Here is a 21,268-nt window from a genome sequence, read left to right on the forward strand (position 1 = left end):
CCAGATCGAGCCACGCCGCCGAGACAACGTCCGCCACCAACGCATGCGAAACCGCCGCAAGCAGGCGGCGGGCCAGGAGTCACAGGAGTCGCCAAACGCTCCAACATCCAGGCCCGCCACACCCAAGCCTACGAGCCAACACGTCGCTTGACATCCGTTAGGAACTCAAAACCGGCCGCATTGTGACCACAGAAACCAAAGTGACACAAGAGAATAATCGTTCCGCGCCGTCACCCCATCCGAGAAGCCAAGAGGCCGCACGGTTTCACAGCCCCACCCCCGTCGTCGAGCCCGGCCGCAGGACCATGAGCACGACCACGACGACCCAGAGCAGGTTGAAGATGCCGGTCCGCATCGCCAGCCGACGCGCAAGGAGGGCCAACGCCTCGGCCGTTTGAGCGCCGATGGACGAAGCGCCCTGGATTCCGTCGAGAACCACCCGCTGGGCGGGAAGGATCAGCACGACCAGGACGAGGGCGGCCACGGCGGTCAACGCGATCGACACCAGCAACCACGCCTGGCCGAGGACTCCGAGGCTGGCGGCGGTCGCCAATCCGAAGCACGGCACCGCGACGCCGACGACGCTGTACACGTTGGCGATTCGATGCAGAACCCGGACCGCGGTGGCCGCTCGTTGATCGCCGGCCGCGAGCGCGGCGCGGGCCGCGGGCGGGAACATGCTGGCGGCCACCGCGATGGGACCGACCGCGAGGATCGCCGTCACCAGGTGGACCGACAATAGGAAAGCGCTCATCCGGTCGCCCCGTCAGCCCTCTGGGGGCGGGGCCCCTCACGATTGCGGCGCCCGGTCACCTTCGAGCGGGGGAGCCGCCCGGCCCGGGAATGCCCGCTCAGTTCGTCGCCTTCGACGACGACGTCGAACTCGAGGTTCAGCCGCATCGGCTTGCTGACCGACTGCCGCCAGGTCACCCTGCCGCCGTCGACCAAAATGTCCTGTACCGGTGTCGTTTCGCCGTTCAAGATGGCCGTGCCGTCGAGGCGACCGTCGACCGGGCTGAACGAGTACGTGACGGCCAGGGACCCGATCGGCGTCTTGATGGTGACGTCCCACTCTCCGACGATGGTCATCTCAAAACTCCCGTGGTTGGCGTCCCGCTGGCCTCCACACGATGCCCCGGCGTTCGTATTCGAATAGTTCCTCGACGGCGTGTGCGATACGCGGACCGTACGAGCGTTCCAGGAGGTGAAAGGCGAGATCGAGCCCCGAGGTGACCCCACCTGCGCTGATGAAGTCCCCGTCGTCGACCACCCGCGCCCGAACGGCGTTGACCCCCGCTGCGTGGAGGAGCTCGATGCCGAGGTGATGGCTTGTGGCGTAACGGTTCTCGATCAGGCCGGCCATGGCCAGGAGCGCGGATCCCCCGCAGACGGTCGCGACGACGACGTCGGGGCTGTCGAATCCGCGGCGCAGCAACGGGATGAGGGCGGTGTCGAGCGCCCGAGCCAGCAGGACGGGGACTGTGTCGATACCGTCGTCCGGGTCGCCCGCGATTGGCCCACTGACGCCCGGGACCACCACGTACCCGGGTTTTTCCGGGTCGAGGGCGCCGGCCGCCGTCAGGGTGACACCCGCGGTGCCACTTGCGACTTCACGGAGTCCATCGGCCGAGACCAACTCGACGGTCAGGTCCCCGCCCACCGCTCGGGCGCCCGCCGCGAGCACCTCGAAGGGCGCGATGACGTCGAGCGCATCGAAGTCGTCGATCAGAGCGATTTGCGCAAACACAGCCGCCAATGCTGGCAGGGCATCGTCGCCGGTGCTAGTGGCTAGATGGACACATCACGCCGGTATATTGCCAAAGATGCACCGAGTCGCCGTGGTCGCGTCGCCGGATTGCGTGCTCTCCGACCTGGCGACACCGATCGACGTCTTCGGCCGGGTCAGGCTGGCGGACGGCACGGCGGGCTACCGGGTCGAGGTGTGCGGCACGGAACGGGAAATTACCGCCGGTTCGATACGCATCGGGACCGAACGCGGGATCGCCGCGCTCCACGACGCCGACACAGTGGTGGTGCCCGGCTGCAACGACCCCGTGTCGGCGCCGCCGCCGGCGCTGGTCGTGGCCCTGAAAGCGGCCTACGACAGCGGAATTCGCATCGCCTCCATCTGTACTGGGGCGTTCGTCCTCGCGGCTGCCGGCGTCCTGGACGGTCGGCGGGCCACCACCCACTGGCTGGGCGCGGCCGACTTCCGCACCGCCTATCCCGCCGTCGATCTCGACCCCGACGTGCTCTATGTGGACGAGGGTCAGATCTTGACGTCGGCCGGGGCGTCGGCGGGTCTGGACTTGTGTCTGCACATGGTCGCGCGGGACTACGGGTCGGCGGTCGCCGCCGAGTCCGCGCGCCTCGCGGTCGCGCCATTGCATCGGGCGGGCGGCCAGGCGCAGTTTATCGTGCGCAACCGGCGGCCCACCAATACCGAGCTCGACGGGGTGCTCGCCTGGATCGAGGCGCACGCGGCTCAGAAGCTGACGCTGCGTGAGATCGCGGCGTATGCGTCCACCAGCATCCGCACCCTCAACCGCCGATTCCAGACCGAGACGGGTCAGACGCCGATCCAGTGGGTGACCGGTGCGCGGGTGCGCCACGCGCAGCGGCTACTGGAGGGCACGTCCGAGGCCGTTGAAAGCATCGGCTCCCGCGTGGGTTTCGAATCTGCGGCGAATTTCCGCGAGCAATTCAAGCGCGCCGTGGGCGTGTCGCCACAGGCCTATCGCACGGCCTTCCGTGCGACGGGCAAGCCCTAGTCGCGCGCGGGCGGATTCGTCGCGTACACCCACGACAGGAACCGCGCGACAGCCTCCGCCGACCGGTGCGCCCGGGGCGAGCTGAAGATGTCGAAAGCGTGTTGCGCGTTGGGCAATTCGGCGTAGGCGACGGGTGACTTCGACACCGCGCGCAGTTCGTCGACGAATTCCTGGGCCTCGCCGACCGGGATCAGCGAATCGTCGCGGCCGTGCAACACGAAGAAGGGCGGGGCGTCGGCGTGCAGCTGGTGGATCGGCGAGGCGTCGACGTAGACGTGCCGGTGGGTGGCGTATTTCCGCTTGACGACCAGCCTTTCGAGCAGGCCGATGAATTCCGGGCGGCCCTCGCCGCGCGTGGAGAACCAGTCGTAGCGCCCATACACCGGGACCGCCGCGACCACGGAGGTGTCGGCATCCTCGAAGCCCGGCTGGAATTTGGGGTCACCCGGGGTCAGGGCCGCCAGCGCGGACAGGTGGCCGCCGGCCGAGCCGCCGGTGATCGCGACGAATTCGGGGTCGCCGCCATAGCGGGCGATGTTCTCCTTCACCCAGGCCAGCGCCCGCTTGACGTCAACGATGTGGTCGGGCCACGTGTGCACGGGGGAGACGCGGTAGCCGATCGACACGCACACCCAGCCGCGGGCGGCCAAGTGGCTCATCAGCGGATAGGCCTGCGGGCGGCGCATCCCGATCATCCAAGCGCCGCCGGGCACCTGCAGCAGCACCGGGGCCTTGCCGTCGCGCGGCAGGTCGCGGCGGCGCCAGATGTCGGCGAGATTGGCGCGACCGTGCGGGCCGTAGGACACGACGTTGGTCTTTTCGACGTAGCGGCGGCGCGCCACCGTGCCGCTCAACGGCAGGTTGCGCCGCCCGCTGCGGGTCGGCTGCGTGGGCAGCTCGGCGATCTCGTTCGCGTAGTCCGGGCCCAGCTGCTCGCGCAGCCCCGCCTCCAGAACGGGGCCCGGGGTGGTGACGCCGCGGTAGCGGATCAGCCCGAGGATCGCCCACGACGCGACGGTCATGCCCAGCGCCGCCCTGCCCCGCCGCCCGGCGAAGTGCCCGCGCCGCGCGCGCCGCAGCGCGTCCAGCAGCGAGACGGAGAAGTACACGCCCGGCACCTCCGACGTCGGCCAGCCGAACCAGAACACCAGGACGGTGATGTAGCCCTTCCGCGCCAGTGGCCGTAAACCGTTGGCGGCGTTGGCAAGTTCGACCGCCGCGCGAAGCAGTGGCCTCGGGGTCACGCGCCGTCCACCTTGGCCTGCAGCTCGTTGCGCAGGATCTTGCCGGTGCTGCCGCGGGGAAGCTCGTCGAGGATGGCGATCTCGCGCGGCACCTTGTAGTTGGCCAGGTTCTCCCGCACGTGTTGTTTGAGCGTGTCGACGGTCGCTGCCTTGTCCACGGACGCGCCCGGGTTCAACACCACGAACGCCGCCAGCCGCTGGCCGTACTGCTCGTCGTCCACGCCGATCACCGCGGCTTCTGCCACGTCGGGGTGTGCGGCCAACGTCTTCTCCACCTCGATGGGATAGACGTTCTCGCCGCCCGAGACGATCATCTCGTCGTCGCGGCCGACGACGAACAGCCGGCCGTTCTCGTCGAGGTAACCGACGTCGCCCGAGGACATGAACCCGGCGTGGAAGGCCTTGCCTTTGCCGGACGATCCCTCCGTGTAGCCGTCGAACTGGGTGTCGTTGCGCACGTAGATGGTGCCGACCTCGCCCGTCGGCAACTCGTGAAAGTCCTTGTCCAGGATGCGGATCTCGGTTCCGCCGGCCGGCCGGCCCGCGGTGTCCGGCGCGGCGCGCAGGTCCGCCGGGGTGGCGGTGGCGATCATGCCCGCCTCGGTGGCGTTGTAGTTGTTGTAGATGACGTCGCCGAACTCGTCCATGAACTTGATGACGACATCGGGACGCATCCGCGATCCGGAGGCGGCGGCGAACCGCAACGACTTGCAGCTGTACCGCTTCCGCACCTCGTCGGGCAGCTCCATGATGCGGTCGAACATCACCGGCACGACGGCGAGGCCGGTCGCCCGGTGCCGGTCGACCAGGTCGAGGGTCGCCTCGGGGTCGAACTTGCGCCGGGTGATCACCGTGCAGGCCATGGACGCGGCGAAGACGAGCTGCGAAAACCCCCAGGCGTGGAACATCGGAGCCACGATCACGACGGGCTCCTCGGTGCGCCACGGCGTGCGGTCCAGGATCGCCTTGAGCGTGCCCACCCCGGCATTGCCGCCGGACTGGTTGGCCCCCTTGGGGCTTCCGGTCGTGCCGGAGGTCAGCAAGATCATCTTGCCCTTGCCGCCGGTGCGTTCCGGCCGCTGCCCAAGGTGCGCTTTGATCAGCCGCTCCACGGTCAGTTCGTGTTGACCGTTGGCCCAGGCGACGATGCGGGTGGCGTCCGGCTTGTCGGCCAGCGCGCGCTCCACCGTCTCGGTGAACTCCTCGTCGTAGATGACCGTGTCGACACCCTCGCGATTCACCACGTCGGCCAGCGCCGGGCCGGCGAACGACGTGTTGAGCAGGACGACGTCGGAGCCGATCCGGTTGGCGGCCACCACGGCCTCCACGAAACCGCGGTGGTTGCGGCACATGACGCCGACCGCCTTCGGTTGGCCCCCAGCCGTTTTCTGCAGCGCGGCGGCCAGCGCGTTGATGCGCTCGTCGAGCTCGCGCCAGGTGAGCGTGCCGAGTTCGTCGACCAGCGCCGGCCGGTCGGGGCAGCGCTGCGCCGCGCCGGCGAAGCCGACGGTCATGCCCACGCCCTCGCGTCGCATGGCCGCGGCGATCTTGAGGTAGCGGTCGGGCCGCATCGGCGCGAGCACGCCCGCGCGCCTGAAGGTGCTGATGAGCCCGACGGCATCACTGAGACGGGATGCCATGTCTCAGCCCAGGATTGGGAAGCGGCGATTGGCGGCGAGCTCGGTGAGGGCCTGCTGCATCACCGACCGCACGTGCTCGTCGACCTCGTCGACGTCCGGGTCGTCACCGAAGCGCGCCAGGTCGATGGGTGCGAGCACCTGCGTCACGATCTTGGTGGGCAGCGGCACGTTGGGCGGGATCACGGCGCTGAAGCCGAAGGGGAAGCCGAATGAGAGCGGCAGGATCGCGCTGCGCAGCAGGCGCTTCACCCCGAGCCGCTCGGCGAGCCAGGTGCCGCGGGACAGGTAGAACTGGGTTTCCTGCCCACCGATCGAGACCGCCGGCACGATCGGCACCCCGGCCTCGATCGCGGTCCTGACGTACCCCTTGCGGCCGTTGAAGTCGATGACGTTCTCGGCGAGGGTGGGCCGGTAGGCGTCGTAGTCGCCGCCGGGAAACACGATGACGACGCCGCCGGACCGCAGCGCCCGGGCCGCGTTCTCCCGGTTGGCGCGGATATAGCCGGTGCGCCGGAAGAGCTGCGCGGTGGGGCCCGTCATGAGGATGTCGTGGCTCAGCGTGTACACGGGCCGGCCGTAGCCGAACTTCTCGTAGAAGTGGACGCTGAAGATCGGCACGTCCATCGGGAACATGCCGCCCGAATGGTTGCCGACGACCAGCGCCCCGCCGGGCGGAAACGACTCCAGCCCGTGCACCTCTGAGCGGAAGTAGGTCTTCAAGACCGGGCGGATCACGGCCATCAGGCGCTGGGTCAGGCCGGGGTCGAACTTGTCGATGTCTCCGGTGTCCGGTTTGTCGCTCACGGTCCTCCCCTTGAGGCTCGGGCGCAGCCGCATTGCCGCGCCGAGTCACTCGATGTTAGCCAGCAACAGCGCCGCCGGGTCGGTTGGCCCCGGCTCGGCGAACCATATGGTGCCGGTCCGCCCCGAGCGCTATTGTTACCAAGCCCGACGCTCGGCTCGCGTGAGGAGAACCGATGGAACTCGCAGGGTTCACTCACGAGCACAGCGTCCGCTCGGGCGTCGCACGCAGGGCGAATGCCGGTTGCGAGCGCCCCGCCGTCGGGCCCCACGCAGTCCCGGTCCGGATGGAGCCCGGCCACCCGGCGTCTCCCGCGGACCAGTCGCAGGACGGCGCCGCCGCAGCCGACCGTTTGCAGGCCGACTACTTCCTGCGGTTGCTCGCCCAGAATCGCCGCCTCATCGACCACCGGATCGACGAATACCGCAAGGCGATCGCCGCGGCCGACGTCAAGGGTGACGCCGAGGGCGCCGGCGCCTTGCGCCGCTTGGCGCTGGGCGAGGAGCGGGACCGGCAGACCGTCGACGGCCTGATCGACCAACTGCGCCGGCGATTTTCGCGCGGGGACGGCGGTCCGGTCGCGCGCCGGGCGGTGTCCGCGGTTCGCTGACCGCCGCGGCCCGCCGCCGTTGTCGTGCGGATAGATTGGGCCGTGCGGATAGATTGGACTGGCGAGCTGGTTTCTCAATGGAGCGAGGCCAACCATGGGATTCATGTCACCGGAGCTGCCGGACGTCGACCCTGACACCTGGCCCACCCTGCCGCGGGCCACGCGGCTGCAGGTGGTGGCCCGGCACTGGGCCGAACACGGTTTCGGGACTCCGTACGCGGTGTACCTCCTCTATCTGCTCAAGATCGGCCTGTATGTCGGGGTGCCTGCGGCGATCATCTCGCTGACCCCGGGCCTCGGCGGGCTGCGCCACATCGCCGATTGGTGGACGCAGCCGATCGTGTACCAGAAGGTCGTCGTCTTCACGCTGCTGTTCGAGGTCCTCGGCCTGGGTTGCGGCTCCGGACCCCTGACGGGGCGGTTCATGCCCCCGATCGGCGGTGTCCTGTACTGGTTGCGCCCCAACACAATTCGACTGCCCGCCTGGCCTGGGAAGGTCCCATTTACCGCCGGGGACGCCCGCACCCCGTTGGACGTCGCGCTGTACGCGATCGTGCTGGCGGGCGGTGTATGGGCGCTGCTGGCACCGGGTCGGGGCGGGCCCGTGACGGCCGCCGGCGACGTCGGCCTCATCGACCCCGTCCGGGTCATCCCGACGATCGTCGCTCTGGCACTGCTGGGCCTGCGTGACAAAACGATCTTCTTGGCCGCGCGCGGCGAGCACTACTGGCTGAAGCTGTTCGTGTTCTTCTTCCCGTTCATCGACCAGATCGCGGCCTACAAGATCATCATGCTGTGCCTGTGGTGGGGGGCGGCGACGTCCAAGCTCAACCACCACTTCCCGTACGTCGTCGCGGTGATGACCAGTAACAACGCGCTGCTGCGTCCGAGGCTGTTCAACCAGGTCAAACACGCGCTCTACCTGGACCACGTCAACGACTTGCGCCCCTCCTGGTTACCGAAGCTGATGGCCCATGTCGGCGGCACCACCGCCGAATTCGTGGTGCCTACGGTGCTGGTCTTCTTTGCCGGCGATCACCCGTGGCGGTGGTTGTTGATCGTGTTCATGGTGATCTTCCACCTCAACATCATTTCCAACCTGCCGATGGGTGTCCCATTGGAGTGGAACGTCTTCTTCATCTTCTCGCTGTTCTATCTGTTCGGGCACTACGGCGCGATTCGCGCGACGGACCTGCGTTCGCCCCTGCTGCTCGCGCTGGTGATCGTCGCGGTCGCCATCGTGATCGCGGGAAACATGTTCCCCGAGAAGATTTCGTTTCTCCCCGCCATGCGCTACTACGCCGGCAACTGGGCCACCAGCGTGTGGTGCTTTCGCGCGGGGGTCGAGGAGAAGATCGACGCCGCGGTCATCAAGAGCTCCGCGCTGGTGGTCAACCAGCTGGCCCGGCTCTACGACCCCCAGACCGCGGAGATCATGGCCGACAAGACGGCGGCGTTCCGCGCGATGCACGTGCACGGCCGGGCGCTCAACGCGCTGCTGCCCCGCGCTGTCGACGACGAGGCGGACTACAAGATCCGGGAGGGCGAGATCGTCGCCGGGCCGCTGGTCGGCTGGAACTTCGGCGAGGGCCACCTGCACAACGAGCAACTCCTCGAGGCCGTGCAACGCCGGTGCCAGTTCGAGGACGGCGACGTCCGCGTCATCGTCCTCGAGGGGCAGCCGATCCACATCCAGCGGCAGTCCTACCGCATCCTCGACGCCAAGGCCGGGGTGATCGAGAAGGGCTACATCGACGTCAAGGACATGCTGACCCGCCAACCGTGGCCCGAACCGGGCGACGAGTTGCCGGTCCATGTCCTGGCCACCGGCGACCCGCAGCGCTCGCGATGACCACCGCGGTCGTCGTCGGCGCCGGGCCCAACGGCCTGGCCGCGGCCATTCACCTCGCCCGCCACGGCGTCGAGGTCCAGGTGCTCGAGGCGCGCGACACGATCGGCGGGGGAGCGCGCTCGGGCGAGCTCACGGTCCCCGGCGTGATCCACGACCACTGCTCGGCTTTCCACCCGCTGGGCATCGGTTCGCCGTTCTGGAAGCAGATCGACCTGCAGCGCTACGGCCTAACGTGGAAGTGGCCGGAGATCGACTGCGCGCACCCGCTCGACGACGGCACCGCTGGCGTGCTCTACCGCTCGATCGATCGGACGACGGCCGGGATGGGGCCCGACGCCACCCGGTGGCGCCGCGCCATCGGCGACCTCGCCGCCGAATTCGACGCTCTCGCCGAGGATCTGCTCCGCCCGGTGCTCAACATTCCGCGACACCCCCTTCGGCTCGCCGGCTTCGGGCCGCGCGCGCTGCTCCCGGCGACCATCATGGCCCGCTGGTTTCGTACCGAGCAGGTCCGCGCGTTGTTCGGCGGCGCCGCCGCGCACGTGTACACCCGGCTGGACCGGCCGCTCACGGCCTCGCTCGGCCTGATGATCCTGGCTAGCGGGCACCGGTACGGCTGGCCCGTCGCTGAGGGCGGCTCCGGCGCGATCACGCGGGCCCTCGGCAAGGCCCTCGAGGAACACGGCGGCGCCGTGACCACGGGAGTCACCGTCACGGGGCGCACCGACATCCCCGACGCCGATCTCGTCATGCTGGATCTCAGCCCCGCCGCGGCGGTCCGGATCTACGGCGACGCCATGCCCGCCCTCATCAAGCGCTCCTACCGGCGCTACCGCGAGGGGTCGTCGGCCTTCAAGGTCGACTTCGTCATCGAGGGGGACATCCCGTGGACGAACCCCGAATGCGGCCGCGCCGGCACGGTGCACCTCGGCGGGACGTTCGCCGAGATGAACGACACGGAACGCCAACGCGCGCAAGGCAAGATGGCAGAGCGGCCGTTCGTGCTCGTCGGCCAGCAATACCTGGCCGACCCGTCCCGCTCGGCGGGGAACGTCAACCCGGTCTGGGCGTACGCCCACGTGCCGTTCGGCTACAGCGGCGACGCCACCGCCGCCGTCGTCGACCAGATCGAGCGGTTCGCGCCGGGCTTCCGCGACCGCGTGGTGGCGACCGTCAGCAAGGGCACCGCCGACCTGGAGGCCTACAACCCCAACTTCGTCGGCGGTGACATCATCGGCGGCGCCAACGACCGATTGCAGGTCCTCTTCCGCCCCCGGATCGCCGTCAACCCGTACACACTCGGCGTGCCGGGTGTGTATCTGTGTTCGCAGTCCGCGCCGCCCGGCGCGGGCATCCACGGGCTGTGCGGCTACTACGCCGCCGAGTCCGCGCTGCGCTGGCTGCGCAAGCGCGGCAACCGCTGACGTTACCGCTTGGTCTAACCGCCGTGGCCGAACCGTGACGCACCCTTGACCGAATTGCTAACGCGCCCTTCGAGTTCCACGGGACACGCGCCCATACCATCACTATTGCAACGACGTCAGTTAACGACGTCCGTAAACAGGAATTGGGGCCATGCGTGCGGTTGTGCGGTGTCTTCTTGCGGTCAGCGTGATCGGTGCCAGCGTCGTGGCAAAGCCGCCAGAGGTGAATCTGGCGGCGGCGAGTCACTCGTACGGGTCGACGATCGCGTCGGTGCTACCGGCCTCGGGCTCGATCGTGGGCGTGGCGCACCCCGTGGTCGTGAAGTTCAGGGAGCCGATGGCCGATCCGGCCAGCCGGCACGCCGCAGAACGCGCGCTTGACGTCCGGTCGGCACCCGCGATGACGGGCAGGTACGAGTGGCTCGCCAACGACGTGGTGCAGTGGTTGCCCGACCGGTTCTGGCCGGCGCACGAAACGGTGGCCCTGTCCGTCGGTGGCCTGGCCACCAGCTTCGAGACGGGCCCCGCCGTCGTCGGTGTAGCCAGCATCTCGGAGCACACGTTCCGGGTGAGCATCGACGGAGTCGACGCGGGACCGCCGCCTTCGCTGCCGGCGCCGCACCACCGGCCCCACTGGGGAGAAGAGGGCGTGCTGCCCGCCTCGATGGGTCGGCCCGAGTACCCGACGCCGGTCGGCTCCTACACCGTGTTGTCCAAGGAGCGCACGATCATCATGGACTCCAGCAGCGTCGGGATCCCCGTCGACGACCCGGACGGCTACCGGATTCCCGTCGATTACGCCGTGCGAATCACTGGCCACGGCCTTTTCGTGCATTCCGCCCCGTGGGCCATCAATTCGCTCGGGCTGGAAAACGTCAGCCACGGCTGCATCAGCCTCAGTCCCACCGACGCGCAGTGGTACTTCGACACGGTCAACATCGGCGACCCGGTGATCGTGGAGGAATAGCCCACGAATAGTCGGGCCCGAAACAGTCGGCTCCGAAACAAGCTCCGAAACAATCCGGGTCCACAAAAAGGACCCGCTGGGATGTCCCAGCGGGTCCTTTTTGTTCGCTCGTCAGTGTCCCGGCCCGGCGGGCAACGGCTGGCCGGGAACGGGGCCACCCGTGGGCGGCGGACCGGTCGGCGCGTCTTTGGCCGTGCCGGACATGTCGATGATCGGGGCGCCGGCCGGCACCCCGTCCGCCAGCGCGATCAGCGGGGCGCCGGCCGGCACGATCGGGAGGGGGGGCGCGCCGAGCGGAATCAGCGGGACGCCCGCCGGGACCACCGGGATCGGGCCGGGGACGGCCAGGGGGACGCCGGCCATGTCGGCGATCGGAGCGCTGGCCGCACACACCGGAGCGGCCGCTCCCGCTCCGCCAGCCAGCGCGGGTCCGCCGGCGAGCGGCGCCGCGGCTTCGCCCGCCTGCCCTTCCACGCACGCGTAACCGCCGGCTTTCAGCGGGGTGGCGGCCGCATCGGGGCTCAACGCCACAGCGGCGGCCCCGCACAATCCGGCGATGGCACCCACTTTGATGTTCAACCGATCAAATACGGTCATGAACGTCGACTCCTTCAGCGCTTTCGTATTTGGGCGATCAATCGGTGCAGCAGTTCCGCATAGCCGTACCGCGGTTCGTGTCGAATGTAGGGCCGGTTGTTCCTATTGGACGCGCGACAGTTGGGGCACTTATGCAACCGATACAAAGGAGTCATCCTCCGGTTACCTGGGGCGCCGCGGCCGGGGCGGAACCAGCAGGGCAGTGGTGCCCGTCACTGATCTAGGCTGAAGCCAGCGCTCATCAGCTAACAAAAGACAGGGAGAGACAAAGTGACGGTCCGGGTAGGCATCAACGGCTTCGGTCGAATCGGCCGCAACTTTTATCGGGCCCTGCTGGCTCAACAGGAGCAGGGTCCTGGCAGCGCCGGGGCCGACATCGAGGTGGTCGCGGTCAACGACATCACCGACAACCACACGCTGGCGCACCTGCTGAAATTCGACTCGATTCTCGGCCGGTTGCCCTTCGACGTGAGCCTTGACGGCGAGGACACCATCGTGGTCGGCGACCGCAGGATCAAGGCGCTGGAGGTCCGGGAGGGCCCGGCGGCGATGCCGTGGAGCGACCTGGGCGTCGACGTGGTGGTGGAGTCCACGGGTCTGTTCACCAACGCCGCGAAGGCCAAGGGACACCTGGATGCCGGGGCCAAGAAGGTCATCATCTCCGCGCCGGCCACCGACCCGGACATCACCATCGTGCTGGGCGTCAACGAGGACAAGTACGACGGCAGCCAGAACATCATCTCCAACGCGTCGTGCACGACGAACTGCCTTGCGCCCCTGGCGAAGGTGCTGCACGACGAGTTCGGCATCGTGCGCGGCCTGATGACCACGATTCACGCCTACACCCAGGACCAGAACCTGCAGGACGGGCCGCACAAGGATCTGCGGCGCGCGCGGGCGGCGGCGCTGAACATCGTGCCCACCTCCACCGGGGCAGCCAAGGCGATCGGGCTGGTGATGCCCGAGCTGAAGGGCAAGCTCGACGGCTACGCGCTGCGGGTGCCGATCCCGACGGGCTCGGTCACCGACCTCACCGCCGAGTTGTCCAAGGCCGCCGGCGTCGACGAGATCAACGCGGCTTTCAAGGCCGCCGCCGAGGGCCGGCTCAAGGGCATCCTCAAGTACTACGACGCCCCGATCGTCTCCAGCGACATCGTCACCGACCCGCACAGTTCGATCTTCGATTCCGGATTGACCAAGGTGATCGACAACCAGACCAAGGTCGTGTCCTGGTACGACAACGAGTGGGGCTACTCCAACCGCCTCATCGACCTGGTCGCGCTGGTCGGCAAGTCGCTGTAGAGCCGTGTCGATCCACACTCTCGACGACCTTCTGGCCGAAGGCGTTTCGGGTCGGGGCGTGCTGGTGCGCTCCGACCTGAATGTGCCGCTCGACGACGGCAGGATCACCGATCCCGGGCGCATCACCGCGTCGGTCCCGACCCTGAAGGCGCTGCTCGACGCGGGCGCCAAGGTGGTGGTCACGGCGCACCTGGGGCGGCCGAAGGGCGGGCCCGACCCGAAGCTGTCGCTGGCCCCGGTCGCCGCCGCGCTCGCCGAGCAGCTGGGCCAACATGTGCAGCTGGCCGGTGACGTCGTCGGGACCGACGCCCTGGCCCGCGCCGAGGGGCTCACCGACGGCGACATCCTGCTGCTGGAGAACATCCGCTTCGACGCGCGCGAGACCAGCAAGGATGACGGCGAGCGCCTGGCGCTGGCCCGGCAGCTGGCCGAACTGGTCTCGCCCGACGGCGCTTTCGTCTCCGACGGCTTCGGGGTGGTGCATCGCAAGCAGGCCTCGGTGTACGACGTGGCCACCCTGCTGCCGCACTACGCGGGGAAATTGGTCGGCGCCGAGGTGCGGGTGCTCGAGCAGCTCACCAGTTCGACCGAGCGGCCGTACGCGGTGGTCCTCGGCGGGTCGAAGGTGTCCGACAAGCTTGGCGTCATCGAACAGCTGGCGACCCGGGCCGACAGCATCGTCATCGGCGGCGGCATGTGCTTCACATTCCTTGCGGCGCAAGGCCTGTCGGTCGGGAACTCGCTGCTGGAGAACGACATGATCGACACCTGCCGCCGGCTGCTGGACACCTATCACGACGTCCTGCGCCTCCCGGTGGACATCGTGGTGGCCCAGGAGTTCGCCGCCGACTCCCCGCCGGAGATCGTCGCCGCCGACGCCATCCCGGATGGCCGGATCGGCCTCGACATCGGGCCGGGGTCGGTCAAGCGGTTCGCCGCGCTGCTGGCCAACGCCAAGACCATCTTCTGGAACGGTCCCATGGGCGTGTTCGAATTCCCGGCGTTCGCTGCCGGCACCAAGGGCGTCGCCGAAGCGGTGGCCGCGGCCACCGGCAAGGGTGCCTTCAGCGTGGTCGGCGGCGGCGACTCCGCGGCCGCGGTGCGCGCCCTCGGCATCCCCGAGGGTGACTTCTCGCACATCTCCACCGGCGGGGGAGCGTCGCTCGAATACCTCGAGGGCAAGACGCTGCCCGGCATCGAGGTCCTCGGTGAACCCCAGCCAGACGGAGGCAACGCGTGAGCCGCAAGCCACTGATCGCCGGCAACTGGAAGATGAACCTCAATCACTTCGAGGCGATCGCGCTGGTGCAGAAGATCGCGTTCGCGCTGCCGGACAAGTACTACGACAAGGTCGACGTCACGGTGCTGCCGCCGTTCACGGACCTGCGCAGCGTCCAGACCCTGGTCGACGGGGACAAGCTGCGGCTGACCTACGGCGCGCAGGACCTGTCCCGGCACGACGAGGGGGCGTACACCGGCGAGGTCAGCGGCGCGTTCCTGGCCAAGCTGGGCTGCAGCTTCGTCGTGGTCGGCCACTCCGAGCGCCGCACTTACCACAACGAGGACGACGCGCTGGTGGCCGCGAAGGCAGCCGCCGCGCTGAAGCACGGACTGACGCCCATCGTCTGCATCGGCGAGCACCTCGATGTCCGCGAGGCGGGCGGTCACGTCGCCCACTGCGAGGAACAGCTGCGCGGCTCGCTGGCCGGCCTGTCGGCCGAGCAGATCGGCAAGGTCGTCATCGCCTACGAGCCCGTCTGGGCCATCGGCACGGGGCGGGTCGCCAGCGCGGCCGACGCCCAGGAGGTGTGCGCGGCGATCCGCAAGGGCCTGGCCGGGCTGGCTTCGCCGCAGGTCGCCGACAGCGTGCGGGTGCTCTACGGCGGGTCGGTGAACGCCAAGAACGTCGGCGAAATCGTCGCCCGTGACGACATCGACGGCGCGCTGGTCGGCGGCGCCTCCCTGGACGGGGAGCAGTTCGCGACTCTGGCGGCGATCGCGGCCGGCGGGCCGCTGCCTTGACGGCGCCGCCGCACCGGTAGGCTCTCGGACATGGAATTGGCCCTGCAGATCACCCTGGTGGTCACCAGCATCCTGGTGGTGCTGTTGGTGTTGCTGCATCGCGCCAAGGGCGGCGGCCTGTCGACCCTGTTCGGGGGCGGTGTCCAGTCCAGCCTGTCGGGGTCGACCGTGGTGGAGAAGAACCTCGACCGGCTGACGCTGTTCATCACCGGCATCTGGCTGGTGTCCATCATCGGCGTGGCCCTGCTGATCAAGTACCGCTGACCGGCCGACGGGCGCCGCGCGGCAAGCGCCCCGATACTGGAACACATGGTTGAGGTTTCTGACACCGCGCTGGAACCGATTGGCGCCGTGCAACGGACGCAGACTGGCCGCGAGGCCACCGAGCCGATGCGGGCCGACATCCGGCTGCTGGGCGCCATCTTGGGGGACACCGTCCGCGAGCAGAACGGTGACGAGGTGTTCGACCTCGTGGAGCGGGCCCGGGTGGAGTCCTTCCGGGTGCGCCGCTCCGAGATCGACCGGTCCGAGCTGGCGCGGATGTTCGACGGCATCGACATCCACCGGGCGATCCCCGTCATCCGGGCGTTCAGCCACTTCGCGCTGCTGGCCAATGTGGCCGAAGACATCCACCGGGAGCGCCGGCGCTCCATTCACGTCGAGGCCGGCGACCCGCCGCAGGACAGCAGCCTGGCCGCGACCTACGCGAAACTCGATGATGCGGAGCTGGATTCGGCCACCGTCGCCGAGGCGCTGAAAGGCGCCCTGGTGTCGCCGGTGATCACCGCGCACCCCACCGAGACCCGCCGGCGCACCGTCTTCGTCACCCAGCACCGGATCACCCAGCTGATGCGGCTGCACGCCGAGGGCCACACCGAGACCGACCACGGTCGCAACATCGAGTCCGAGTTGCGTCGCCAGGTCCTGACGCTGTGGCAGACCGCGCTGATCCGGCTGTCGCGGCTGCAGATCACCGACGAAATCGAGGTCGGGCTGCGGTATTACCCCGCCGCGTTCTTCAAGGTCATCCCGCAGGTGAACGCCGAGGTCCGCGACGCGTTGCGCACCCGCTGGCCCGACGCCGACCTGCTGCCCGGGCCGATCGTGCAACCGGGGTCCTGGATCGGCGGTGACCGCGACGGGAATCCGAACGTGACGGCCGACGTCGTGCGCCAGGCGACCGAGAGCGCGGCGTTTACCGCCCTGTCGCATTACCTGGCCGAACTCACCGCGCTCGAGCAGGAGCTGACGATGTCGGCGCGGCTGGTGTCCGTCACGGACGAGCTGGCCGAGTTGGCGGCCGGCTGCGAGGAGAAGGCCCGCGCCGACGAGCCCTATCGGCGGGCGTTGCGGGTGATCCGCGGCCGGCTGACCGCGACGGCCGCCGAGATCCTGGACCGACAACCTCAGCACGGCCTCGACCTGGGCCTGCCCCCGTACACCGCGCCGTCGGAGCTGCAGGCCGACCTAGACACGATCGACGCCTCCCTGCGCCGCCACGGCAGCGCGCTGCTCGCCGAGGATCGCCTGGCGCTGCTGCGCGAAGGGGTCCGCGTCTTCGGGTTTCACCTCAGCGGCCTGGACATGCGGCAGAACTCCGACGTGCACGAGGAGGTCGTCGGCGAGCTGCTGGCCTGGGCGGGCGTGCACGACGACTACGCGTCGCTGTCCGAGGACGAGCGGGTCGCGCTGCTGGCGGCCGAGCTCGGCACCCGCCGCCCACTCGTCGGCGATCGCGCGGCGCTGTCCGACCTGGCGCGCACCGAACTCGGCGTGGTGACGGCCGCGACCCGCGCCGTCGAGCTCTACGGCCCGGACGCGGTGCCCAACTACGTCATTTCGATGTGCCGCTCGGTCTCGGACGTCCTGGAGACCGCGATCCTGCTCAAGGAGGCGGGCTTGCTGGATGCCGCCGGACCGGAACCCTATGCACCGGTGGGCATTTCACCGCTGTTCGAGACCATCGACGATCTGCACAACGGCGCCGAGATCTTGCACGCGATGCTGGAGCTGCCCGTCTACCGGGCGATGGTCGATGCCCGCGGCGGTTGCCAGGAGGTGATGCTCGGCTACTCCGACTCGAACAAGGACGGCGGGTACCTGGCCTCCAGCTGGGCGGTCTACCGCGCCGAGCTGGCCCTCGTCGAGGTGGCCCGCAAGACAGGAATCCGGTTGCGGCTGTTCCACGGTCGCGGCGGCACCGTCGGCCGCGGTGGCGGCCCGAGCTACCAGGCCATCCTGGCCCAGCCGCCGGGCGCTGTGGGCGGCTCGCTGCGGCTCACCGAGCAGGGCGAGGTGATCGCCGCCAAGTACGCCGAGCCGCAGACCGCGCGGCGCAACCTGGAGAGCCTGCTGGCCGCCACGCTGGAGTCCACGCTGCTCGACGTCGAGGGGCTGGGCGACGCGGCGGAGCCGGCCTACGCGGTGCTCAACGAGGTGGCGACCCTCGCGCAGCGGGCGTACGCCGAACTGGTCCACGACACACCGGGTTTCGTCGAGTACTTCAAACAGTCGACGCCGGTCAGCGAGATCGGATCGCTGAACATCGGCAGCCGGCCGACGTCGCGCAAGCCCACCGAGTCGATCTCGGACCTACGCGCGATCCCGTGGGTGCTGGCCTGGAGCCAGTCGCGGGTGATGCTGCCCGGCTGGTACGGCACGGGGTCGGCGTTCGAGCAGTGGATCAAGGCGGGCCCCGAGAGCGAGGCCGAGCGCGTCGAGACGCTGCACGAACTCTACGAGCGGTGGCCGTTCTTCCGCAGCGTGCTGTCCAATCTGGCACAAGTGCTGGCCAAGAGTGACCTGGGCCTGGCGGCCCGCTACGCCGAGCTGGTGGCCGACGAGGAGTTGCGCCACCGGGTATTCGACAAAATCGTCGAGGAGCACCGGCGCACCATCGAGATGCACAAGCTGATCACCGGTCAGGACGACCTGCTCGCCGACAACCCGGCGCTGGCACGCTCGGTGTTCAACCGCTTCCCGTATCTTGAGCCGCTCAACCACCTGCAGGTCGAACTGCTGCGGCGCTACCGTTCGGGTGACGACGACGAGCTGGTGCAGCGCGGCATCCTGCTGACGATGAACGGCCTTGCGAGCGCGTTACGCAACAGCGGCTGACGGGCATTCGTAGGCCATGTCGGACAACGCGTCGTCGGTCGCCCCCGCACAGTTGGCCCAGGACGTGGCCCAGAACGTCATCTTCGAGCGGTTGGCGCGTGCCGGTTACGTCGTGAACGGGCTGCTGCACCTGATCGTCGGCTACCTCGCCATCCGGATCGCCTTCGGCGACGGCGGCACCGCCGACCAGACCGGCGCGCTGGCCACGCTGGCGGGGAAGCCCGGCGGCCCGGTCCTGCTGTGGGTCGCGGCGGGCGCCCTGCTGACGATGGGCCTCTGGCGGCTCGTCGAGACCGTCCTCGGCCGGTCGAGCGACCGGCGTAAACGGGACGCGACGTGGACGGTGTCGGACCGGGCGAAGGCCTTCGGCCTGGCGGCGGTGTATCTCGCCTTCGCGTATTCCGCGTTCGGATTCGCCCGTGGGGCCGGGCGGTCGGCCGACCAGCAGAACTCGACCATCAGCGCGCGCTTGATGGAGACCACCGCCGGCACCGTCGCGCTGATCGCGGGCGGCCTGGTCATCGTCGCGGTCGGCGGCTACCACATCTACAAGGGCGCCAGCCGAAGCTTCGTCGACGACCTCGAGGGCAAGTCGGGCGACCTGGTGCGACGGCTCGGCGCGGCCGGCTACGTCGCCAAGGGGGTGGTCATCGCGGCCACGGGAGCGCTCGTCGTCGTCGCCGCCTGCCGGTCGGAACCGAAGAAGGCCACCGGGCTGGACGGGGCACTGAAAACGCTTGGGGCGCAGCCGTTCGGGGCGGCGCTGTTGACCGCCTCGGGCGTCGGGCTCATCACCTACGGCCTGTACAGCTTCGTGATGGCGCGCTCGACCCGGATGTGAGCAGGCGCTATTGGACGCTGCGGTTGCGCAACCGGTCGATAACGCCGCGAACCGCGTGCTCGGTGGCCGCCAGCGGCGTCATCATCGTCTCGCCCATCCTCATCATGTCGTCGACGCGGTGGACGACCGCCTCCATCGGCTCGATCAGCGTGACGAGCCGCCTCGCCAGATCGTCCAGGCGGGACAGCGTGCCGTCCAGGTGATCCAGGCCCTTCTCCATGCGCTCGACCGTGGCGTTAAGGGCCGACAGGGAACTGTTCAGCTCGGTCATCGTCCGGCTCAGGCCGTCGAGAACGTCCTCGACCTGCTCGACCGTCTTGTCGGCGTTCAGTGCCGCCTGGGCGAGGGTCTTGATGCGACTTCGCTCATGACCGCCGCGCACGGTTCTGTCCGCCATGACCGCAATTATCACCCCGGTCGGGCGGGAAGTTTAGCCGCAGCCTCCTCGTCGAGCAGCCAGAGTGTCGTGTCGAGCCCGACGGCGCCGGCTGCAGGGATCGAGACCGGCGGGGCGCCCCCGATGGCGGCGGCGGCCGCCTCGGCCTTCCCGGAACCGGACACCATCAGCCACACCTCGCGGGACCGCTGAACGGCCGGCAGCGTCAACGTGATCCGCTGCGGCGGCGGCTTGGGGGAGTCCTCGACCGCGACGACCATGCGGGTGGTTTCCAGCACGGCCGGCGTGTCGGGGAACAGCGAGTTGACGTGGCCCTCCGGCCCCATCCCCAGCAGGTGGACGTCGAAATTCGGCACCGGCTGACCGGGTCCGGCGTTCGCCGCCAGTAGCTGCTCGTAGGCCAGGGCCGCGGCCGCGAGATCGGTGCCGAACTCGCCGTCACTGGCCGGCATCGGGTGCACCTGGCTCGACGGGATGTCGACCCGATCGAGCAGCGCCTCGCGGGCCTGTTTGTCGTTGCGCTCGTCGTCGTCCTCGGGCACGTAGCGTTCGTCGCCCCAGAACAGGTGCACCTTCGGCCAGTCGATCTCCCGTCCGGCGAGGGACCGCAGCAGCCCGATGCCGTTGCTGCCGCCGGTGAGGACGATCAGCGCGCGGTCGCGGGCCGCGACGGCCGCACCGATTGTGTCGGTGAGCCGGCGGGCCGCGGCCTCCACCAGGGCTTCACTGTCCGGAAATATCTCGACGACCCTGCTCACACGTACTGCACCTTCTCAATTCCTTCCAGCGCCGCGAGGTAGATTTCGTCGGCGTCCAGCCGCCGCAGATCCTCGGCGAGGCATTCACCGGTTTCCCTGCGCGCCAACGGGACCAGCGCGTCGGGTTTGGCGGTCCGGCTCAGCGTGGCCGTCCTGCCGTCCTGCGGCCGGCTGAGCGTGATCGTCTCGCTCTTGCGCGCGAGCTCGACCTTCAGGTCACCGACGGCCCGGCGGACCGGGCAGTCCAGCCGGCTGGCCAGCCAGCCCGCGAGCACGTCGAGCGCCGGTTCGGTCTGCAGGCCCGAGACCAACGCCGACTCGATCGGTTCGTGGGGCTGCTGGTCGACGGCCGAGGTGAGCAGCGCCCGCCAGTAGGTGATGCGGGCCCAGCACAGGTCGGTGTCGCCGGCGGTGTAGCCGTCCAGCCGGCCCTTGATCGCCATCAGCGGGTCGATGCCGTTGGTCGCGTCGGTGATGCGGCGAATCGCCAACCTGCCCAACGGGTCCTCCGCGGGCTTCTTGGGGGCGATGTCCGGCCACCAGGCCACCACCGGGATGTCGGGGAGCAGGAACGGGATGACCACGCTGGCGGCGTGATTGGACAGCGGCCCCGATAGCTTGAGGATCACCACCTCGCTGGCGCCGCTGTCGCCGCCCGCGCGCAGCTGCGCGTCCAGGCGCGCCTCGTCGGCATACGGGTTGCCCCGCATCGTCACGATGATCCGGCTCGGGTGCTCGTGGCTGGCGTTGTTGGCCGCCTCGAGCGAATCCTCCAGCACGTCCTCGCTCTCCGGGGCGACGAGCAGCGTCAGCACCCGGCCCATCGTGACCGCGCCGGCCTTCTCCCGCAGTTCGTCGAGCTTCTTGTTGATGGCCGTGGTGGTGGTGTCTTCCATGTCGACGATCACTTAGCGCCACTCTCCC

At 69.2% G+C, this 21,268-nt stretch carries 21 protein-coding genes; 11 read left to right on the forward strand and 10 right to left on the reverse strand.

The window, feature by feature from the left end; translation table 11 throughout:
• Positions 1-265: 265 nt before the first annotated feature.
• From SKC42_RS24405 to SKC42_RS24415, 3 genes are read right to left on the reverse strand one after another with little or no spacing between them, the layout of a single operon-like run.
• The gene (locus SKC42_RS24405) at positions 266-754 is read right to left on the reverse strand and encodes a DUF2269 family protein (RefSeq protein WP_330966814.1); all 489 of its coding nucleotides are present in this window, start codon (positions 752-754) and stop codon (positions 266-268) included.
• Positions 751-1,089, reverse strand: coding sequence for a hypothetical protein (locus SKC42_RS24410; RefSeq protein WP_330966815.1), 339 nt, complete (start codon positions 1,087-1,089; stop codon positions 751-753). Before SKC42_RS24410 ends, SKC42_RS24405 begins: the two co-directional genes overlap by 4 nt.
• Before the next feature lies 1 nt (position 1,090).
• Entirely contained in the window at positions 1,091-1,747 is a 657-nt protein-coding gene (locus SKC42_RS24415; RefSeq protein ID WP_330966816.1) for a DJ-1/PfpI family protein, read from the reverse strand.
• Positions 1,748-1,823: 76 nt separating this feature from the next.
• Here SKC42_RS24415 and SKC42_RS24420 point away from each other — a divergent pair, with 76 nt between their 5' ends.
• Entirely contained in the window at positions 1,824-2,771 is a 948-nt protein-coding gene (locus SKC42_RS24420; protein ID WP_330966817.1) for a GlxA family transcriptional regulator, read from the forward strand.
• Here the strand turns inward: SKC42_RS24420 and SKC42_RS24425 are convergent.
• Genes SKC42_RS24425 through SKC42_RS24435 form a run of 3 tightly spaced genes read right to left on the reverse strand, consistent with a single transcriptional unit; the run spans position 2,768 to position 6,492 of the window.
• Entirely contained in the window at positions 2,768-4,015 is a 1,248-nt protein-coding gene (locus SKC42_RS24425; RefSeq protein ID WP_330966818.1) for an alpha/beta hydrolase, read from the reverse strand. The two genes, SKC42_RS24420 and SKC42_RS24425, sit on opposite strands and share 4 nt — an antisense overlap.
• The gene (fadD12, locus tag SKC42_RS24430) at positions 4,012-5,655 is read right to left on the reverse strand and encodes an acyl-CoA ligase FadD12 (protein WP_330966819.1); all 1,644 of its coding nucleotides are present in this window, start codon (positions 5,653-5,655) and stop codon (positions 4,012-4,014) included. The genes SKC42_RS24425 and fadD12 overlap by 4 nt, the downstream gene beginning before the upstream one ends.
• Before the next feature lie 3 nt (positions 5,656-5,658).
• Positions 5,659-6,492: a lysophospholipid acyltransferase family protein gene (locus SKC42_RS24435; protein WP_442932244.1), complete on the reverse strand. Its 834-nt coding sequence runs from the start codon at positions 6,490-6,492 to the stop codon at positions 5,659-5,661.
• A gap of 140 nt (positions 6,493-6,632) precedes the next feature.
• On the opposite strand from SKC42_RS24435, the gene SKC42_RS24440 reads away from it, so the two are divergent.
• The 4 genes from SKC42_RS24440 (at position 6,633) to SKC42_RS24455 (ending at position 11,310) form a co-directional block, all read left to right on the forward strand.
• Entirely contained in the window at positions 6,633-7,067 is a 435-nt protein-coding gene (locus SKC42_RS24440) for a hypothetical protein (protein WP_330966820.1), read from the forward strand.
• A gap of 94 nt (positions 7,068-7,161) precedes the next feature.
• On the forward strand, positions 7,162-8,919 hold the full coding sequence (locus SKC42_RS24445; protein WP_330966821.1) for a DUF3556 domain-containing protein: 1,758 nt from the start codon (positions 7,162-7,164) through the stop codon (positions 8,917-8,919).
• The gene (locus SKC42_RS24450) at positions 8,916-10,343 is read left to right on the forward strand and encodes a phytoene desaturase family protein (protein WP_330966822.1); all 1,428 of its coding nucleotides are present in this window, start codon (positions 8,916-8,918) and stop codon (positions 10,341-10,343) included. Before SKC42_RS24445 ends, SKC42_RS24450 begins: the two co-directional genes overlap by 4 nt.
• Positions 10,344-10,494: 151 nt before the next feature.
• Positions 10,495-11,310: a L,D-transpeptidase gene (locus SKC42_RS24455; protein ID WP_330966823.1), complete on the forward strand. Its 816-nt coding sequence runs from the start codon at positions 10,495-10,497 to the stop codon at positions 11,308-11,310.
• Positions 11,311-11,421: 111 nt separating this feature from the next.
• Here SKC42_RS24455 and SKC42_RS24460 read toward each other — a convergent pair whose 3' ends face one another.
• Positions 11,422-11,907 carry a hypothetical protein gene (locus SKC42_RS24460; protein ID WP_330966824.1) on the reverse strand — a complete coding sequence of 162 codons (486 nt, stop codon included), beginning with the start codon at positions 11,905-11,907 and terminating at the stop codon, positions 11,422-11,424.
• Between the two features lie 270 nt (positions 11,908-12,177).
• Here SKC42_RS24460 and gap point away from each other — a divergent pair, with 270 nt between their 5' ends.
• The 6 genes from gap to SKC42_RS24490 are packed head-to-tail and all read left to right on the forward strand — an operon-like array spanning position 12,178 to position 19,189.
• The gene (gene gap, locus SKC42_RS24465) at positions 12,178-13,209 is read left to right on the forward strand and encodes a type I glyceraldehyde-3-phosphate dehydrogenase (RefSeq protein WP_330966825.1); all 1,032 of its coding nucleotides are present in this window, start codon (positions 12,178-12,180) and stop codon (positions 13,207-13,209) included.
• Positions 13,210-13,213: 4 nt separating this feature from the next.
• The gene (locus SKC42_RS24470) at positions 13,214-14,449 is read left to right on the forward strand and encodes a phosphoglycerate kinase (protein WP_330966826.1); all 1,236 of its coding nucleotides are present in this window, start codon (positions 13,214-13,216) and stop codon (positions 14,447-14,449) included.
• On the forward strand, positions 14,446-15,231 hold the full coding sequence (gene tpiA, locus SKC42_RS24475; RefSeq protein ID WP_330966827.1) for a triose-phosphate isomerase: 786 nt from the start codon (positions 14,446-14,448) through the stop codon (positions 15,229-15,231). The genes SKC42_RS24470 and tpiA overlap by 4 nt, the downstream gene beginning before the upstream one ends.
• Positions 15,232-15,261: 30 nt before the next feature.
• Positions 15,262-15,495, forward strand: a complete 234-nt coding sequence (gene secG / locus SKC42_RS24480) for a preprotein translocase subunit SecG (RefSeq protein WP_047313827.1) — start codon at positions 15,262-15,264, stop codon at positions 15,493-15,495.
• A 45-nt stretch (positions 15,496-15,540) separates the two neighbouring features.
• Positions 15,541-18,348, forward strand: a complete 2,808-nt coding sequence (gene ppc / locus SKC42_RS24485; RefSeq protein WP_330966828.1) for a phosphoenolpyruvate carboxylase — start codon at positions 15,541-15,543, stop codon at positions 18,346-18,348.
• A gap of 16 nt (positions 18,349-18,364) precedes the next feature.
• Positions 18,365-19,189 (forward strand): DUF1206 domain-containing protein, encoded by an 825-nt coding sequence (locus SKC42_RS24490; protein WP_330966829.1) that lies wholly within the window; start codon positions 18,365-18,367, stop codon positions 19,187-19,189.
• Between the two features lie 7 nt (positions 19,190-19,196).
• Here the strand turns inward: SKC42_RS24490 and SKC42_RS24495 are convergent, their stop codons facing one another.
• Genes SKC42_RS24495 through opcA form a run of 3 tightly spaced genes read right to left on the reverse strand, consistent with a single transcriptional unit; the run spans position 19,197 to position 21,252 of the window.
• Complete coding sequence (locus SKC42_RS24495) at positions 19,197-19,595, reverse strand: ATPase (protein WP_330966881.1); 399 nt, start codon at positions 19,593-19,595, stop codon at positions 19,197-19,199.
• A gap of 2 nt (positions 19,596-19,597) precedes the next feature.
• Positions 19,598-20,344 carry a 6-phosphogluconolactonase gene (pgl, locus tag SKC42_RS24500; protein WP_330966830.1) on the reverse strand — a complete coding sequence of 249 codons (747 nt, stop codon included), beginning with the start codon at positions 20,342-20,344 and terminating at the stop codon, positions 19,598-19,600.
• On the reverse strand, positions 20,341-21,252 hold the full coding sequence (opcA, locus tag SKC42_RS24505) for a glucose-6-phosphate dehydrogenase assembly protein OpcA (RefSeq protein ID WP_330966831.1): 912 nt from the start codon (positions 21,250-21,252) through the stop codon (positions 20,341-20,343). The genes pgl and opcA overlap by 4 nt, the downstream gene beginning before the upstream one ends.
• Positions 21,253-21,268 lie beyond the last annotated feature (16 nt).

It is taken from the genome of Mycobacterium sp. 050134 (assembly GCF_036409085.1).
Classification (GTDB): domain Bacteria; phylum Actinomycetota; class Actinomycetes; order Mycobacteriales; family Mycobacteriaceae; genus Mycobacterium.

What these genes read in the sequence shown, in the direction of transcription:
- SKC42_RS24445 (WP_330966821.1), top strand. Translation starts at nt 7,162, where the DNA reads ATGGGATTCATGTCACCGGAGCTGCCGGACGTCGACCCTGACACCTGG.
- SKC42_RS24440 (WP_330966820.1), top strand. Translation starts at nt 6,633, where the DNA reads ATGGAACTCGCAGGGTTCACTCACGAGCACAGCGTCCGCTCGGGCGTC.
- SKC42_RS24490 (WP_330966829.1), top strand. Translation starts at nt 18,365, where the DNA reads ATGTCGGACAACGCGTCGTCGGTCGCCCCCGCACAGTTGGCCCAGGAC.
- SKC42_RS24435 (WP_442932244.1), bottom strand. Translation starts at nt 6,492, where the DNA reads ATGCGGCTGCGCCCGAGCCTCAAGGGGAGGACCGTGAGCGACAAACCG.
- secG (WP_047313827.1), top strand. Translation starts at nt 15,262, where the DNA reads ATGGAATTGGCCCTGCAGATCACCCTGGTGGTCACCAGCATCCTGGTG.
- ppc (WP_330966828.1), top strand. Translation starts at nt 15,541, where the DNA reads ATGGTTGAGGTTTCTGACACCGCGCTGGAACCGATTGGCGCCGTGCAA.
- SKC42_RS24460 (WP_330966824.1), bottom strand. Translation starts at nt 11,907, where the DNA reads ATGACCGTATTTGATCGGTTGAACATCAAAGTGGGTGCCATCGCCGGA.
- SKC42_RS24405 (WP_330966814.1), bottom strand. Translation starts at nt 754, where the DNA reads ATGAGCGCTTTCCTATTGTCGGTCCACCTGGTGACGGCGATCCTCGCG.
- SKC42_RS24410 (WP_330966815.1), bottom strand. Translation starts at nt 1,089, where the DNA reads ATGACCATCGTCGGAGAGTGGGACGTCACCATCAAGACGCCGATCGGG.
- SKC42_RS24455 (WP_330966823.1), top strand. Translation starts at nt 10,495, where the DNA reads ATGCGTGCGGTTGTGCGGTGTCTTCTTGCGGTCAGCGTGATCGGTGCC.
- fadD12 (WP_330966819.1), bottom strand. Translation starts at nt 5,655, where the DNA reads ATGGCATCCCGTCTCAGTGATGCCGTCGGGCTCATCAGCACCTTCAGG.
- SKC42_RS24420 (WP_330966817.1), top strand. Translation starts at nt 1,824, where the DNA reads ATGCACCGAGTCGCCGTGGTCGCGTCGCCGGATTGCGTGCTCTCCGAC.
- SKC42_RS24450 (WP_330966822.1), top strand. Translation starts at nt 8,916, where the DNA reads ATGACCACCGCGGTCGTCGTCGGCGCCGGGCCCAACGGCCTGGCCGCG.